At 69.0% G+C, this 14,817-nt stretch carries 16 protein-coding genes; 8 read left to right on the plus strand and 8 right to left on the minus strand.

The window, feature by feature from the left end; translation table 11 throughout:
• Positions 1-11: 11 nt before the first annotated feature.
• Positions 12-1,103: an ABC transporter substrate-binding protein gene (locus ACQPXB_RS20060; protein WP_432854391.1), complete on the minus strand. Its 1,092-nt coding sequence runs from the start codon at positions 1,101-1,103 to the stop codon at positions 12-14.
• 349 nt (positions 1,104-1,452) lie between these two features.
• Positions 1,453-2,442: a hypothetical protein gene (locus tag ACQPXB_RS20065; RefSeq protein WP_432854394.1), complete on the minus strand. Its 990-nt coding sequence runs from the start codon at positions 2,440-2,442 to the stop codon at positions 1,453-1,455.
• A 172-nt stretch (positions 2,443-2,614) separates the two neighbouring features.
• Here ACQPXB_RS20065 and ACQPXB_RS20070 point away from each other — a divergent pair, with 172 nt between their 5' ends.
• Both ACQPXB_RS20070 and ACQPXB_RS20075 read left to right on the plus strand, forming a co-directional pair.
• Complete coding sequence (locus ACQPXB_RS20070; protein ID WP_386955527.1) at positions 2,615-3,607, plus strand: cupin domain-containing protein; 993 nt, start codon at positions 2,615-2,617, stop codon at positions 3,605-3,607.
• Between the two features lie 103 nt (positions 3,608-3,710).
• The gene (locus tag ACQPXB_RS20075; RefSeq protein WP_432854398.1) at positions 3,711-4,526 is read left to right on the plus strand and encodes an NAD(P)-dependent oxidoreductase; all 816 of its coding nucleotides are present in this window, start codon (positions 3,711-3,713) and stop codon (positions 4,524-4,526) included.
• Here ACQPXB_RS20075 and ACQPXB_RS20080 read toward each other — a convergent pair.
• The 4 genes from ACQPXB_RS20080 to ACQPXB_RS20095 form a co-directional block, all read right to left on the minus strand.
• Entirely contained in the window at positions 4,523-5,560 is a 1,038-nt protein-coding gene (locus ACQPXB_RS20080; protein ID WP_432856707.1) for a HoxN/HupN/NixA family nickel/cobalt transporter, read from the minus strand. The genes ACQPXB_RS20075 and ACQPXB_RS20080 overlap by 4 nt on opposite strands.
• A 67-nt stretch (positions 5,561-5,627) precedes the next feature.
• Entirely contained in the window at positions 5,628-6,299 is a 672-nt protein-coding gene (locus ACQPXB_RS20085; RefSeq protein WP_366581748.1) for a class I SAM-dependent methyltransferase, read from the minus strand.
• Between the two features lie 80 nt (positions 6,300-6,379).
• Complete coding sequence (locus ACQPXB_RS20090) at positions 6,380-6,955, minus strand: cupin domain-containing protein (RefSeq protein WP_360605098.1); 576 nt, start codon at positions 6,953-6,955, stop codon at positions 6,380-6,382.
• 32 nt (positions 6,956-6,987) lie between these two features.
• Complete coding sequence (locus ACQPXB_RS20095; protein WP_386955530.1) at positions 6,988-7,695, minus strand: class II aldolase/adducin family protein; 708 nt, start codon at positions 7,693-7,695, stop codon at positions 6,988-6,990.
• A gap of 145 nt (positions 7,696-7,840) precedes the next feature.
• Between ACQPXB_RS20095 and ACQPXB_RS20100 the strand changes: the two genes are divergently transcribed.
• Complete coding sequence (locus ACQPXB_RS20100) at positions 7,841-8,620, plus strand: FadR/GntR family transcriptional regulator (protein ID WP_386955532.1); 780 nt, start codon at positions 7,841-7,843, stop codon at positions 8,618-8,620.
• Between the two features lie 19 nt (positions 8,621-8,639).
• On the opposite strand, the gene ACQPXB_RS20105 is transcribed toward ACQPXB_RS20100, so the two are convergent.
• Positions 8,640-9,026, minus strand: coding sequence for a MerR family transcriptional regulator (locus tag ACQPXB_RS20105; RefSeq protein WP_432854403.1), 387 nt, complete (start codon positions 9,024-9,026; stop codon positions 8,640-8,642).
• Positions 9,027-9,111: 85 nt separating this feature from the next.
• Between ACQPXB_RS20105 and ACQPXB_RS20110 the strand changes: the two genes are divergently transcribed.
• On the plus strand, positions 9,112-10,065 hold the full coding sequence (locus ACQPXB_RS20110; protein ID WP_432854406.1) for a TIGR03619 family F420-dependent LLM class oxidoreductase: 954 nt from the start codon (positions 9,112-9,114) through the stop codon (positions 10,063-10,065).
• Positions 10,066-10,101: 36 nt separating this feature from the next.
• Here the strand turns inward: ACQPXB_RS20110 and ACQPXB_RS20115 are convergent, their stop codons facing one another.
• Positions 10,102-11,004 (minus strand): LysR family transcriptional regulator, encoded by a 903-nt coding sequence (locus ACQPXB_RS20115; RefSeq protein WP_432854408.1) that lies wholly within the window; start codon positions 11,002-11,004, stop codon positions 10,102-10,104.
• Between the two features lie 99 nt (positions 11,005-11,103).
• Here ACQPXB_RS20115 and ACQPXB_RS20120 point away from each other — a divergent pair, with 99 nt between their 5' ends.
• The 4 genes from ACQPXB_RS20120 (at position 11,104) to ACQPXB_RS20135 (ending at position 14,807) form a co-directional block, all read left to right on the plus strand.
• On the plus strand, positions 11,104-11,943 hold the full coding sequence (locus tag ACQPXB_RS20120) for an oxidoreductase (protein ID WP_432854411.1): 840 nt from the start codon (positions 11,104-11,106) through the stop codon (positions 11,941-11,943).
• A 249-nt stretch (positions 11,944-12,192) separates the two neighbouring features.
• Positions 12,193-12,966 carry a FadR/GntR family transcriptional regulator gene (locus tag ACQPXB_RS20125; protein ID WP_366581755.1) on the plus strand — a complete coding sequence of 258 codons (774 nt, stop codon included), beginning with the start codon at positions 12,193-12,195 and terminating at the stop codon, positions 12,964-12,966.
• Complete coding sequence (locus tag ACQPXB_RS20130) at positions 12,959-13,336, plus strand: cupin domain-containing protein (protein WP_432854414.1); 378 nt, start codon at positions 12,959-12,961, stop codon at positions 13,334-13,336. The genes ACQPXB_RS20125 and ACQPXB_RS20130 overlap by 8 nt, the downstream gene beginning before the upstream one ends.
• Before the next feature lie 106 nt (positions 13,337-13,442).
• Complete coding sequence (locus ACQPXB_RS20135; RefSeq protein ID WP_432854417.1) at positions 13,443-14,807, plus strand: MFS transporter; 1,365 nt, start codon at positions 13,443-13,445, stop codon at positions 14,805-14,807.
• Positions 14,808-14,817 lie beyond the last annotated feature (10 nt).

Raw genomic sequence — 14,817 nt, forward strand, 5'->3', positions numbered from 1 at the left:
GCCGTCGGGGGTCACGGCGCTTTCAGAGCCGACTTCATTTCCGCGAGCTCGTTGTTGTAGTCCGCCTGCGAGAGGTTCGGGTGGCCCCAGGCGGCCGGCCACTTCGTCTCGTCCCACACCTGTGCGTCGTTGGTGACGTCCGGGCGGACCGACGTGTGGTTGGTGACGTCGACGATCTCCTGCTGCCCGGCCTTGGAGACCATCCAGTCGTCGAAGAGGCGGGCGGCGTTGGGGTGCGGCGAGTTCTTCACGACGTCGATGAGGTTCAGCGACGCCGGCAACGGCGTGCCGTTGACGAAGTCCAGGGTGTTCGGCGTCTTCTTCTTGAGGCTGGAGGCTTTGTAGCCGTACGCGGTCGCGGCGGCGAGCGGCTCGCCGGCCTGCACGTTGGTCAGCGACTGGGTGTGGCTCTCGACGAACACCGGCGAGTTGTCGCCGAGCCCCTTCAGCAGCGCCAGGGCCTTGTCGTGGCCCATCGCGGCGATGAGGCTGTCGTACCAGTTGACCGCGCCGGGGTCGATCGAGAACTGGCCGCGCCACTGGGGCTTCGTGAGGTCCTCCCAGGATTTCGGCGCGGTCAGGCCCTTCTGGCTGAGCACCTGCGGGTTCCAGGAGAGCACGGTGGTGACGGCGTACACGACACCCTGGTAGCCGTCGGGGAGGCTGAGCCCGGCGGGCAGCGGCGCGGCGTCGACCGGCTTGTAGGGCTGCAGCGCGCCCGCCTGCAGGAGCTGGGCGATCTGCGGGGAGTCACCGGAGACCACGTCGGCGTTGAACTTGCCGCCGCGCTGTTCGGTGATCACGCGGGGCGGGATCTTGTCGGCGCTCAGCCGCAGCGCGTTGACCTTGACCTTCGGGTAGACCTTGTTGAACGACGCGATGATCGGCGCGACGTCGGCGTCGGCGAACGTGGTGTACCAGACCACCTCGCCTTCTCTCGCCGCGACCTCGGCGAGCTGCTGGGGGTTGCGCTGGTCGGCCGTCGTCTGGGCCGCGTCGGTGGAGCCGGCCGCGCCGGAGCCGCACGCGGCGGCCATCGTCAACGCCAGGCCGCCGGCGAGGACGGCCGAGACGGTCCGTCGGGTGCTTCGCCTCTTGAGCATTGCGGTTCCCTTCGGTGAGCGGACCGCCGCCGGGAACAAGGCGGGCTCACCACGATGTGAGTGCGGAACTGTCGCGGAGCTTCGGGTGCCGAGGGGCCCGGTGCCTGAGGCCACGGGCCGTTCGGTCCGAGCAGTATGGACCTATGGTATGACCATTTGTCAACCGTTGGGCCCGATGCTGGTCCCGATCGAAATCCTGGGGGCGCGGATCCACTTCGGACGGTGAGCGCAGGGCGGGACGGCCCGTGTGCGGTGCGTGCAGACGGGCGCGTCCCAGCGGCGAAGTTCAGTCATTCTGCCAAAAACCGGCGGAAACCGTAGGGCCGAATGGCCGATTACCGCGACGGGTTCACACCACCACCTCGGTCATGATCCCGGCCGGGAAAATCTCGTCGGCCGTGGCGAGCCGGTGTGCGATGCCCTGCTGGGCTGCGTAGGTGAGCAGCTGTTCCCAGGTGGCGCGGTTGGGTTCGATGCCGAACGGGAACGGGTCGCCCGAGAACAGGTCGCGCATCTCGCGGCCGTAGGTGGCGAGCCAGGGCAGCGGGTAACGCGAGACGGCGGGGTCGAGCAGTCGTTCGACGCTGCGTTGTTTCGACTCCAGGAACGCGTTGTAGAGGTTGCGGGCCGCCCACGGGTGCTCGTCGAAGATCTGCCGGCGCATCGCGATCAAGTGCATGATCGGCCAGATCCCGGTGTCGCGGAAGTACTCCTGTTCCTTTTCGCGGTAGTCCGGGAAAAGACGTACGACGTCGGGATGGCCTTCGAGGAAACACGTCGGGGGCCGCGCGATGATCGCGCAGTCGATCTCGCCCGCGGCGAGCAGGTCCGACAGCGACCGGTCGGTCACGCGGGTGAGCCGCACGCCGGGTGGCAGCGTCAGCTCCACCTTCTCGACGCGGCCCGGGGCGTTCGCGCCGGCCTGGTACCACTCGATCTCGTCGAGCTTGACGCCCATGTCGTTGTGCAGCCAGCCCCGCATGTACACCGCCGCCGAGTGGGCCCACTCGGGCGAGCCGACCTTCTTGCCGCGCAGGTCTTCCACGGAACGAATACCGCTGTTGCGGTTGACGTAGAACGAACCGAACCGGAACAGTCGCGAGCAGACGACGGGCAGTCCCACGATGTCCGGCTCGTCGCGGGTGATCTGGGCGCTGAACTTGGCGAAGGACAGCTCGGCGACGTCCCACTCCCGGTTCGCGGTGAACCGCGCGAAGATCTCGTGGTGGCTCAGCGTCGACCAGGTGTGGTCGATGCCCTGGGCGCGCACGGCGCCGGTGCGGAAGTCGCGGAAATGGTCGTAGTCGGTCGTGGCGATGCTGAGGTGGACGTCGCTCAAGGAAGCCTCCCGGACGGTCGGGCTCTGGATTGGTAGGACAGTTAGGCCTATACTTCGGAGCGTACCCGGGCCGGGCGTCCGGGAGGAACATGTTCTGCCTCCGTCGAAAAGCGCCAAGGCGCGGGAAAGCGAGGAACGCATGGGCAAGAAGGGACGCGTGTTCGTACGTGGCTTGACTTCTGAGACCTACGGGCTCGGTCAGTTCCGTCAGGCCCAGCTGGCCGCCGAACGGGTCCGCGACGACTCGGTGGTGGTCGACGACGCGAAGGTCGGCCACTCCGGCGACTCGGAGAAGTCCCGCACGTGGTGGCGGATCGGGCCCGGGGACGAGGAATTCCTGACCCAGACGTTGCAGGTCCATTTCGTCGAGCTGCCGCCGCACAGCTCCAACCGGGGACACGGACACCAGAATGAGGCGTCCTTCTACATCCTCGAAGGTGCCGGCTACGAGATCCACGACGACCAGCGGTACGACTGGAAGGCCGGCGAACTGGTCTTCGTCCACACCGACTCGGTGCACCGGCACTACAACCCGTACGACGAAAAAGCCGTCGCGCTGGTCATGAAGGCCAAGTGCACCTGGATGTTCCTGGGCCTGCTGCAGCAGGGCCGCGGCGGTCCGATCGAGCGGCCGGACGAGTTCGGCGAGCGCGAGGACTGGTCGCGGATCTGGACCGACGGCGTGCTGGAGCGCAAGAAGGTGGTGCGCCAGGAGGACACGGTCTGGGAGACGACCCCGATGGGCCGCGTCCGCGTGCTCAACAGTCCCGATCGGACGGACCTGCGCCAGTTCTCCGTCGACGTCTTCGAGCTCGACATCCCGGCCGGCAGCCGCTCGGGCAAGCACTGGAAGATGGCCGACGAGGTCCTCTACGTGCTCGACGGCTCCGGCTATTCGCTGCACTGGGAGGTCCAGGAGGAGATCGCGGAGAAGTACTACGCGCGGGTCGCGAAGACGCCGACCCGGCACGAGATCACCAAGGGCGACACGCTCTACGTCCCGCAGAACACGATCGCCGTGCACTACGCCGCCGACGGCACCCCGCTGCGGTTGCTGTCCGCGCAGAACCGCATGTTCAAGCACCTCGGTTACGACAAGGTGCACTACTTCGAAAACGCTCCGGAGTACACCGGCGAACTGGCCGAGGCCGCCAGCGCCGTCTGAGGTGTCCGTCCGAAGGGGCCTGTCTCGTGCACTCACCACGAGGCAGGCCCTTTCGCTTCGACTGCCGCGGGGCGCGGCCCTGCCGGCGGGGAGGAAGGTCCTGATGTCGAACCACGGAAGCGTCGGTGTGGCCGGGCTGGGGGCGATGGGCGCGCCGATCGCCCGGCACCTCGTCGGCGCCGGGCGTGACACGGTGGTGTACGACCGTGATCAATCCACAGTGGACACGCTCGTCGCCGCGGGTGCGCGGGCGGCCGGGTCCCCGGCGGAGCTCGGCGGGTGCGACGTGGTGCTCGTGATCGTTCCGTCCGATGAGGACGTGCTCGAGGTGTCGTCGGCCGTGCTGGCCGGGTCCGAGCGCGGGTCCACGTTGCTGATCTGCAGCTCGGTGACCCCCGAGACCTGCCACCGCGTCGAGGCCGAGGCCGGGGGAGCGGGCGTGGCCGTGCTGGACGCGGCGCTCACCGGCGGGGTCCGCGGCGCCGAGAACGGTGAGATCGTCCTGCTGGTCGGCGGGGAGGAAGCCGTGCTGGACCGCGTGCGCCCGGCGCTCGCGTCGTGGACGAAAGCGGTGCACCACCTCGGTCCGCTTGGCTCCGGCCAGGTTGGCAAGACGGTGAACAACCTGTGCCACTGGGGTCAGATCACGGCGATCGTCGAGGCGATGCGGCTCGGCCGTGACCTCGGCGTCGAGCCGGCGAAGCTGCGCCGGGCGCTGCTCGACGGGGTGGCCGCGAGCGCCACGCTCGCCCAGCTCGAACTGATGCGCTTCACCTGGTACCGCAAGGATCTGGCCAACGCGTTCCGCATGGCCGACGGCGTGGGCCAGGACCTGCCGGTGGCACACACCGCCCGCGAGGTGATGGAGGGCATCACCGTCGCGGGCGTGGCGGAGCTGTTCGGCGGGCCGGGCGCTTAACGGTCGGGGTCGAGGGAGAGGTGGGCCGACCACTTCTCCTCGATCCGGCCGATCCGCCAGACCAGGACGGCGACGAGCCAGGTCGCGACGAACAGCCCGGCGATCGCGAAGCCGACGTTGTTCAGGTCGAGGCCGGCGATCGCGGCCAGCGGCCCCGAGACGATCCCGAGCCGGTCGGCGAGGATCGACAGCAGCTCGATCGTCCCGATGACCAGCGCGACCGCCACGGACAGCGCGGTCACGGTGAGGTTGTAGAAGACTTTCCGCACCGGCTTCGCGAACGCCCACCCGTAGGCGAAGTTCATGAAGCAGCCGTCGGCGGTGTCGAACAACGTCATCCCCGCCGCGAACAGCACGGGCAGCACCAGGACGGCGTACCAGGGCAGGGCGAACGTGGCGGCGCCGGCGGCCAGCACGAGCAGGCCGACCTCGGTGGCCGTGTCGAACCCGAGTCCGAAGAGGACACCCACCGGATAGATGTGCCAGGGTTTGCGGACCGCCTTCGTCAGGCCGGACAGCAGCCGGTTCAGCACGCCGCGCTTCGCGAGGTGCTCCTCGAGTTCGGCTTCGCTGAACCGCCCGTGGCGCATCTCGCGGAACACCCGCAGGATGCCGAACAGCACCACCAGGTTGACGATCCCGATGATGTAGAGGAACACCCCGGACACCGACGTGCCGATCAGGCCGGTCACCCGGTGCAGCGCCGACGAGTCGTCCGTGACCGATCCGGCGAGCGCGCGCACGCCGACCGAGAGCAGCAGGCACAGTCCGAACACGACGGTCGAATGCCCGAGCGAGAACCAGAACCCGACCGACAGCGGCCGTCCGCCGTCGGCCATCAGCTTGCGGGTGGTGTTGTCGATCGCGGCGATGTGGTCGGCGTCGAACGCGTGGCGCAGCCCCAGCGTGAACGCCGTGACGCCCAGCCCGACCCCGAAGAACCCGCCGCCGGCCAGCGCGTGGTGCTCCGGGGCCACGACGAGGCCGAGCACTCCCCAGCCGACGAGGTTCAGCAGCAGGACGACCGTGGCCATGCCACCCAGCGACGCCCACTCGCGGCCGCTGAGCGCGACGCGGACGCGGGCGAGCCGGCGGGATCCGTCAACCGTCACGACGAGCCGCCAGCAGGCAGGTGTACAGGCCGCGCCAGGGCATCTCGACGTCGGTGAACCCGGCCTTCGCGAGGCCTTCGAAGTGGTCGGCCACCGACGGGAGGGCGTCGTTGTGCTTGTGGGCACCGGCTTTGTCGGACGGCGGGATGAGCTGCTTGCGGGCCGCGCGCAGGCGCGCGTCCCACACCGGACCGGGCCCGATGTGGTCGAGGTTGAGCAGCCAGCCGCCGGGCGCCAGGTGCTCGGCCGCCTCGGTGTAGAAGCGCGCCAGCTGCGCCGGGTTCAGGTGGTGGCTGGCCCGCGACGTCATCACCACGTCGAGGTCACCGGGCAGCTGCGCGAGGTCCGTCATGTCGGTGAGCCGGTAGGAAACGCGGTCTCCGAACCGGGCGAGCCGCGCGCGGGCGGCCTCCTCCATCACGGTGGAGACGTCGGTCCAGATGCCGTGCGCGCCGGGGAAGAGATCGAGCAGGACCTCCAGGAAGTCACCGGGGCCGCTGCCGATGTCGGCCACCAGCTTCGTCCGCGGCCGGTCGCCCGCCACGAGCGTGGCGGCGATCCGCCGGGGCAGCACGAGGAATCCGACGAGGCTGTCCTGTTCCAGCCACGACGTCGCGACGTTCGGGTCGAGCCATTCGGACACGGGTGTTCCTTCGGGCACGGGCACTCCTCACAGGTCGGATGGGTTCGTGGCTCGGCCGTGCTCCCGCCTGGGGTGCGGGAGCACGGCCGAGGGGCCGGCTACTTGCGCGCGCCGTGCGTGGTGCCGGCCTCGACGGCCGCGTCGAGCAGCTGCTTGCCCTCCTCGGGGGAGAGCTGCACGCCGTGGCGCTCGATGTTGTGCAGGCGCATGGTGCGCAGCAGCCCCGTGTCCTGGATCGCGAGGTAGCGGGCCGTGTCGTTGCCGTCGAGGTTGAAGTGCTGGTGCCACGCCCACCGAGGCGGCGCGAACAGCGTGCCCTCCTGCCACTCGACGACCTCGATCGGCTCGTCGTCGTAGTTGATGAGCGAGAAACCGTGCCCCTTGACCACGTAGAGGTAGGCCTCGGTGGTGTGACGGTGGCGGACGGAGTTGTTGCCCGGCTTGAGCTCCGAGATGTGCGCGCTCAGCACCTCGTAGTCGGCGAGGTCGAAGTAGTGGCCGCGGTTGTTGCGCCACGGCCGGGCCGGCAGCTCCATCTTGCGCAGGTCGTCCTCCACGACCAGGCCCTTGTTCGGCGGGTGCTGCCGGTTGAACTCGTCGCGGGCCGCGATCTCCGAGGAATCGAGGTTCTTCTTCTCGCTGGCCAGGACACCTTTCAGGTACTCGTCACGCACTACTGCTCTCCTTGTCGTACTCGCGGGGGACTTCAGGGGTTTTCGGTGCGCCGCACCACGTGCCGCCACAGGGTCGTGACGTTGAACGCCCCGCCCAGGTCGGGCAGGCGCGCGAGGTCCTCGTCGGGGATCGCCACCGGCTTCCCGCCGGCCTGGGCGACGGCGAGGGTGTGCCGGGCGAGCGTGTCGACGGCGATGGCCTGCAGCACGGCCTGGGCCACCGCGGTTTCCGGGTCGCCGCCGGCCACGCTGACCAGGCCGTGTCCACTGAGGACCAGGACGGGCCGGTCGCCCAGCGCGTCGGCCATCTGCCCGGCGAGGTCGTGGTCGTTCACGAGCACCGAGCGCGGCCACACCGGAATGCCGTCGGCGGCGAGCCGCGCGGCCGGGATGTCGTAGGCCCCGAACAGGGGCAGCCACGGCAGCCCGGCGAGCGCCATGGTAACCACGGCGGGTGGGTGCGCGTGGACCACGGCCGTCACCTCGGGGTGGCGCCGCAGCACCTCGGTGTGGATCGGCAGCTCGTTGGGCACGCTCCACTCACCGGTGTCGGGTGTGCCGTGCAGCGGCACCGGCCGGATGTCGTCGGCCGTCGTGTAGCGGAGGCCGGACTCCCGCGGGCCGCGGCAGCGCACCAGCAGCTCGTCCGGCGACGTGCGGACGCTGATGTGGCCGAGCACGTGCTCGACGAGGCCGGTCGCGGCGAGCACCCGGCAGGCCAGCGCGACGGATTCCCTCACGGCGCCTCCTGGCTGTTCTGAACCTCTGGTCTATTGGTTAGTCCGAACGACGATATGACCATAAGGCGCCCTCCAGCTGCCGGTCAACCCTTCGGCGGGCGCCGCGACGGCGGGCGTTCCGGCGTTCCTGTGAGAGGATCGCGGCATGGAACCAGCAGGGCGGGGTGGATCCGCGGCGGCTCCGCGGGCCGACAGCGGGCTGTTCGACGTCGTGTCGTCGAGCCGGATGTCGGAGGTCATCGTCGAGCAGATCCGCTCGCTCATCCGCGCCGACAAACTGCGTCCCGGTGACCGGCTGCCGAGCGAGCGCGCCCTGTGCGAGCAGATGGGCGTCAGCCGCGTCACCGTCCGCGAGGCCCTGCGCGTCCTCGAGGCCGCCGGCCTCGTCGCGATCCGCGTCGGCGCCCGCGGCGGCGCCTTCGTCACGACCCCCTCGTCGACCACGCTCAGCGCGAACCTCGCCGACCTCGTGAACCTCTCGCCGATGACGGGGCCGGAGGTCATCGAGGCCCGTCAGGTGGTGGAGCTCGGCATCCTCGACATCGTCATCGAGCGCGCGACCGAGACGGACGTCGACGAACTACGCGAGATGACCCGCGAACACCAGGCCGCCCTGAAACGCGGCGAGTACAACATGGAGATGTCGGCGGCGTTCCACGTCCGCGTGGCGCAGTGCACCCACAACGCCGCCATCGAGATGCTGGTCCACTCGTTCCACGGCCCACTGCTGATGTCCCTGCGCGAGGCCCAGGTGGCCGCCCCGCTCATGGGCCACCGCGGCACCACCGAACACCGCGACCTCGTCGAGGCCATCGCCGCCCGCGACACGGAAAAGGCACGCGAGATCATGGCCAGGCACCTCCGCCGCACCTCCCAGCGCATCGCCCGTGTGCAGGCGTCGCGGGAAAAGGGCGAGGAAGTCTAGGACGGGGCCGCGCGTCAATTCACGACGCGGCCGGCTCCCGGCGTTCGCTGACGGTGAGAACGGTTCCGAGGTAGTCGGTGATGGCGTCGCGGTTGCGGATCAGGAATTCGATGCGTTCGGAAAGCCGGGCCTGTTCGTGCTGCAAAGTGACGATCATTTCGGGGGTCACGAAAGGCGCGTAGATGGTGTGCGGCTTGTCCAGGCACGGCAGGAGCTGCTGGATGATGCGGGTCGGGAGGCCGGCGTCGAGCAGTCCCTTGATCTGCTGCACGACGTCCACGTGCGGCTCGCCGTACTCGCGGTAACCGTTGGAGGAGCGGGTGGGCGTGATCAGGCCCTGCTCCTCGTAGTAGCGCAGCAGCCGACGGGAGACGCCGGTGCGCTCAGCGAGCTCTCCGATTCTCATGTGACCCAGTCTACCTTGACCTTCACATCGATGTGAGTGTTCAGACTCGCAGTAGGGACTGGTGACGATTACAACGGAGATTCGAATGAAACTGGGACTGCGGTTGCCCCAGCGGCTGGAAGTGGATCTGCAGCGCGACGTGGTCGAAGCCGCCAGAAGGGCGGAAGCGGCGGGATACGCGAGCCTGTGGACCTACGAACAGTTGCTGTTCCCCGAGACACCCCTGGAACCGTACGCGCCGCCGAACGTGCCGTGGCCGGAGAGCGGGCGCCAGACCGCCGACCCCCTGGCGGTGCTCACGGCAGCGGCGGTGGTGACCGAGAAGGTGCGCCTCGGGACGGCCGTGTTGATCGCGGCCCTGCACACCCCCGTTCCGCTGGCGAAGGCGCTGGCGACGGTCGACCGGATCAGCGGCGGCCGCGTCATCGCGGGCCTGGGCGCCGGCTGGTCCAGCGACGTTTTGCGGGCCACCGGCGCCACCCGAGCGGATCGCGGGCGCTTCCTTGACGAGATGCTGGACGTCTTCGACGCCGTGTGGGGGCCGGATCCGGTGACCTTCCGCAGCCCTCGCGTCATCATCGAGAACGCGTCGGTCCTGCCGAAGCCCGCTTCGAAGATCCCCGTGATGCTCGCCGGCGGCGCCAGCAACCTGGGCCGCGCCTCCAGTTCCACGGCCCTGGAGCGCATCGCGCGGCGCGCGGACGGCTGGCTGCCGCTGCTCACCACGCCCGGGCCGGCCGGAGCCGCGGCACTGCGCGCGGACTGGAACCGCATCCGGGAAATGGCCACCGGGTACGGCCGGGACGCGAGCCGGATGGAGCTGGTCGTGGTGGGCAACGTCACTTTCACCGACCGTCCGGCCGGACCCGGCCGTTCGGCGTTCGTCGGCACGCTCGACCAGATCGTGGAGGACATCCACACGGCCGAGGAGGCCGGCGCCGACGAGCTCATCGTGGACCTGAACCTGCAGGACTGGTTCAAGAGCACCGGGCAGATGCTCGAAAAGGCGGTGGAGATCCGCGAACGCTTCGCCGTCTGACCCGTTTGGACGGCAGCGCCGCCGCCCTGGTGCGCGTCAGCCGGCCGCGGCGAAGTCGGTGGAGGCGGCGACGTCGGTGACGACGTCGAGCAGGGCGTGCAGCGCGGCGGAGTCGTTGCCCTCGAGCCAGACCATCTCGGTGGAGACGACCTCGCCGGCGATCGGCACGAAGACCACCCCGGAGCGGCGCAGGCTGCGCGCCGACCGGGCGAGGCGCGTGATGCCGACTCCGGCGGCGACCAGGCCGAGCAGTGCTTGCACGCTCGCGTCGCGGTGGACCACGTCGGGGGTGAACCCGGCGGTCCGGAAGGAACTGTCGAACGCCTGGTGCCACGGTTCCCAGGAGCTGCGCGGGGTCAGCACCCACCGCTCGCCGGCCAGCTCGGCGAGCGTCACCTCGGCCCGGTCGGCGAGCGGATGGCCTTCGGGCAGGACCGCGCACACCGGTTCGATCACCAGCGTCCGGGATTCCAGATCGGACACGAGCGGCGGTCGCGTGAACGCGACGTCGTAGCGTCCTTTTCGCACCCCTTCGACCAGCGGGGCGATCGTCGTCTCCTCGGTGGTCAGCCGGAGCTCGGGGAGCCGTTGCCGGACCGCGCGCACCACCGGCGGCAGCAGGTAGTTCGTGGTGGTCGCGAGGAAAGCGAGGCACAGGCGGCCGACCTCGCCGCGTGTGGCCCGGGCGACGAGATCGAACGCTTCGTCCGCCCGGGCGAGCACCGCGCGCGCCTCGGGCAGGAACAGCGTGCCGATCGCGGTCAGGCTCGTGCCGCGGGTGTCGCGGTCGAAGAGCTTCGCGCCCAGCATGCGTTCCAGCGAGGTGATCTGCTGCGACAGCGACTGCTGGCTGATCAGCAGCTGCTCGGCTGCCCGCGTGTAGCTGGATTCCTCGGCGACGGCGACGAAGTACCTCAGCTGCCGAAGATCAGGGGTCACAGGAAAAGCCTACAACCACGACAGGCAACCGGTGTTGGACGACGCCACGCTCCCGGGACGACCATCGACCTTGTTGGACACCAAGGGAAAGGCATGGGAATGACGAACGAAACACCGGGCCGCGTCTGGCTGATCTCGGGCTGCTCGAGCGGCTTCGGCCGCGAGCTCGTGCGGGCCGCGCTGGCCGCCGGTGACCGGGTGATGGCCACCGCGCGCCGCCCGGAGACCCTCGCCGACCTCGCGGAGGCCGGAGGCGACCGGGTCAGCACCGCGGCGATGGACGTCACGGACCCGGCCTCGATCCGCGCCGCGGTCGACGCGACGCTCGCCGTGTTCGGCCGGATCGACGTGCTGGTCAACAACGCCGGCTTCAGCGTGCTGGGCGCCATCGAGGAAACCTCGGCCGAGTACCTGCGTGCCATGTTCGACGTCAACTTCTTCGGTGCGGTGGAGCTGACGCAGGCCGTCCTGCCGGTGCTGCGCGAGCAGGGCAGCGGCACGATCGTGGTGATGAGCTCCCTCGGCGGCGTGATGACGTTCCCGGGTCTCGGCGGGTACAACGCGACCAAGCACGCGCTCGAGGCGCTGGGCGAGGCGCTGTCACTCGAGCTGACGCCGCTGGGGATCCGGGTCGTGGTGGTGGAGCCGGGGATGTTCCGCACCAACTTCAGCACCAGTCTGCAGTGGACACCCGAGAACTCCGCCTACCACGCGACCTCGGGCGAACTGCGGCAGATGGTCAAGAACGTCGTGGGCCAGGAACCGAACGATCCGGCCAAGGGCGCCGCGGCGATCGTCAAGGTGCTCGAGTCCGAGAACCCGCCGCTGCACTTCCTCCTCGGCGAAGACGCCGTCGACGGCCTGCGCCAGCACCACGAGGCCCTGCTGGCCGACGTCACCACGTGGGAGTCGCTCAGCCGGTCGACCACGATTTCCTGACCCGTGGACAGCGCGGACGGACTTCACGTTCCGCGGTGAACCCGAGACGGCCCCCGTCGCTCGAAGGTCCTCCCTTGCCGGGAGGTCGTCGGCCGGCGGGGGCCTTCTTTTCGGATCAGACGCCTGTTCCAATCCGGATTCACTGGCTCACCATCCGTAATACCCGCAGTTCAGAGCCGGCGCCTGCGCCCTTGTCGGACCGTTGAGTCGACTCTTGTGCGACCCGGGGCACTGGTCTAACCTCTGCGGATGCAGTCTTCAGACCAGTCCGAGCGGACCGCCCTGCCGCAGCGGCGGTACCTGCGCGTGGCTCAGGCCCTTCTGAGCGAGATCCAGCAGGGGGGCTGGACCGCCGGGGCCCGGCTTCCGTCGGACCGTGAGCTCGCCACCAAGTTCGAGGTGTCGCGGGCGAGCGTGCGCGAGGCTTTGTTCGCGCTGGAGCTCAGCGGCGCCATCGTGGCGCGGCACGGCGACGGCACCTACGTGGCCGACCTGAGCCGGGGGCTGTTCAAGCGCTCCGGAAACGAGATCGGCTCGACGCCCGAGCACGTCATCGCCGCCCGGCTGGTGGTCGAGCCGCCACTTTCCCGCCTTCTCGCGGCGAGTCCGGGTGATCTCGACCTGGACAAGGTGCAGCACGAGCTCGACCTGGCCGCCCGCTTGATCGACGAGCCGGCGCAGCTACCCGACTTCGTCAACCACTCCATGGCCTTCCACGCCGACCTGGCCGCGATGTGCCCCAACCACATCCTCAGCCACTTCGCGCTGGAGCTGGTCGAGATCGACCGGCAGCCCCTGTGGGTCCTGATCAACCAGATCGTGCTGCAGGACCGCGGAAACCGCCTCAAGCTGATCAACGATCACCAGCGCATCCTCGACGCGATTCGCAGCGACGGTCCTCGCGGTGCCGAGGATGCCATGCGGGATCACTTGCGGCTCAACAAGGAACAGCTCTTCCCCGGGCAGGTTGGGGTCGAGTGGCCAGGTCTGGCGACCGAATCCGGAAGAGGAACGAATGACTGACAGTGTCACCGTCACGGGAAAGTACGTCCAGGTCACCTACGATCCCGCGAACCCGCCGGCGGACGGCCTGCTGCTGAGTGCGGCCAACGTCCCCGAGATCCAGAACTGCCTCGGTGTGGTGACGATCCCCGCAGGATCGCCGAGGACGGACACCATTGCGCACGCGACTTCCGAGGTCATGTACGTGGCCCAGGGGACCGGGCAACTGCACACGGACAAAGGTGTCATCGATTTCGAGCGAGGCCAGGCGATCTTCATCCCGGCGGCTTCGTGGCACGCACTGGAGAACACCGGCGGCGAGGACCTCGTTTCCGTGTTCTCCTTCCCTTCTCCTTCGCGGCCGTCAACACGCGCCAAAAGGGTGTCTTGAGGGCTCGGATCACCCACACTCGAACGTAGGAAGTGCAATCATGGCATTCGATGCGAAAGCCGCCATGGGCAGAAAACCCAGGTCACTTGGTGAAATCATCGATGACATGGGGCTCACCCGAACCCATTACCTGGCGCTCACCCTCGTGGTGCTGGGCGGCCTCTTCGAGGTCTTCGAGCAGCTCATTCTCTCCGCGCTCGGCCCCTCTCTCCAAAAAGATCTCGGCATCGACGCCTCCGCTTTGGCCTTGCTTTCGACGGTGAGCCTCATCGCGATCGTGATCGGCGGCATCGTCGGCGGAGTGGTCGCGGACCTGCTGGGCCGCAGGAGCCTGCTGGCCGTCAGCCTGGGGATCTACTGCCTGGGCTCGGTGCTTTCGGCCCTGGCGCCGAACGCGACGATTCTCGGGGTCACCCGGGTCGTGACCGGCCTCGGGGTCGGCGGTGAGATCGCCGTCGGGCTCACCTACCTGTCCGAGCTCACGCCGACCAAGGTCCGGGGCGTGTTCGTCTCCCTGTTCAACACCATCTCCGCGGGCGTCGGCCTGTTTCTCGCCTACGCCTACACGTTGCTGGTGATCGGCCCGTTCGCCTCGTGGGTCGGCGCCGGCGCCGACGACTGGCGGTGGGCCTTCGGCCTGCTGGGCCTTCCCGCGATCTTGATCTTCTTCTTCAGGCGGTACCTGCCCGAGACACCCGCATACCTCTTGAGCCGCGGCAAGATCCGGGAAGCGAACGAGGCGCTCACCCGGCTGGCGACCGGCAAGCTGCGCCTGCGAGGCGGCGAAGTCCACACCTACGTCGACAGCCAGACCGCTGCCGTTTCCGAGAGCGCGCAGGGCGACGGGCCCGCGTCCCAGGCGTTGAAGAGCGTGCTCACCAAGCCGCTTCGCCGGCGCACCGTCGCCTTGGGGATCGCGGCGTTCCTGGCGTGGGGCGCGGAGTTCAGCGTGGTGCTGCTGATGCCCATCATGCTGGTCGACCGAGGCTATTCGGTGCAGGGCAGCGTGACCTTCACGATGCTGCAGAACCTGGGCGGTCTCCTCGGCTGCGCGATCGCCTCCTACGGCGGGTTCGCCATTTCGCGGCGGACCGTGGTCTGTGTGGGTGCGGTGTGCGGTGCCGTGGCCGTGCTCGCCTTCGCCATCTTCGCGCAAGGCGACGGGCTCATCCTGACGCTGGGTTTCGTGTTCCAGATCTTCGTGCTCCTGGTCAACACCACCATCTGGACGTGGGCGCCGGAGCTCTTCCCGACGCGGGTCCGCAGTTTCGGCACAGCTGTCGTCGTCAACACCGGATTCGTCGGCGGCGCGCTTCTGCCGCTCGTCGCCAGCTCGCTGCTGCAGGGGGTCGGCGAGTTCTGGGTGTTCGCCATCGTGGCGGTGATGTACCTGGGGCTGGCGCTGGCGGCGCTGTTCGTTCCGGAAACCCACCGGGTGCCCCTCGAGGTCCTGCACGGATCCGCCAAGTAGAACGAAAACT

Source organism: Amycolatopsis sp. CA-161197 (assembly GCF_050942255.1).
Taxonomy (GTDB): domain Bacteria; phylum Actinomycetota; class Actinomycetes; order Mycobacteriales; family Pseudonocardiaceae; genus Amycolatopsis.

Bases quoted from the DNA above. Each gene is read 5' to 3' on its own strand.
- ACQPXB_RS20130 (WP_432854414.1), top strand. From the start codon at position 12,959: ATGACTGACAGTGTCACCGTCACGGGAAAGTACGTCCAGGTCACCTAC.
- ACQPXB_RS20080 (WP_432856707.1), bottom strand. From the start codon at position 5,560: ATGGCCACGGTCGTCCTGCTGCTGAACCTCGTCGGCTGGGGAGTGCTC.
- ACQPXB_RS20125 (WP_366581755.1), top strand. From the start codon at position 12,193: ATGCAGTCTTCAGACCAGTCCGAGCGGACCGCCCTGCCGCAGCGGCGG.
- ACQPXB_RS20135 (WP_432854417.1), top strand. From the start codon at position 13,443: ATGGGGCTCACCCGAACCCATTACCTGGCGCTCACCCTCGTGGTGCTG.
- ACQPXB_RS20060 (WP_432854391.1), bottom strand. From the start codon at position 1,103: ATGCTCAAGAGGCGAAGCACCCGACGGACCGTCTCGGCCGTCCTCGCC.
- ACQPXB_RS20120 (WP_432854411.1), top strand. From the start codon at position 11,104: ATGACGAACGAAACACCGGGCCGCGTCTGGCTGATCTCGGGCTGCTCG.
- ACQPXB_RS20105 (WP_432854403.1), bottom strand. From the start codon at position 9,026: ATGAGAATCGGAGAGCTCGCTGAGCGCACCGGCGTCTCCCGTCGGCTG.
- ACQPXB_RS20100 (WP_386955532.1), top strand. From the start codon at position 7,841: ATGGAACCAGCAGGGCGGGGTGGATCCGCGGCGGCTCCGCGGGCCGAC.
- ACQPXB_RS20110 (WP_432854406.1), top strand. From the start codon at position 9,112: ATGAAACTGGGACTGCGGTTGCCCCAGCGGCTGGAAGTGGATCTGCAG.
- ACQPXB_RS20075 (WP_432854398.1), top strand. From the start codon at position 3,711: ATGTCGAACCACGGAAGCGTCGGTGTGGCCGGGCTGGGGGCGATGGGC.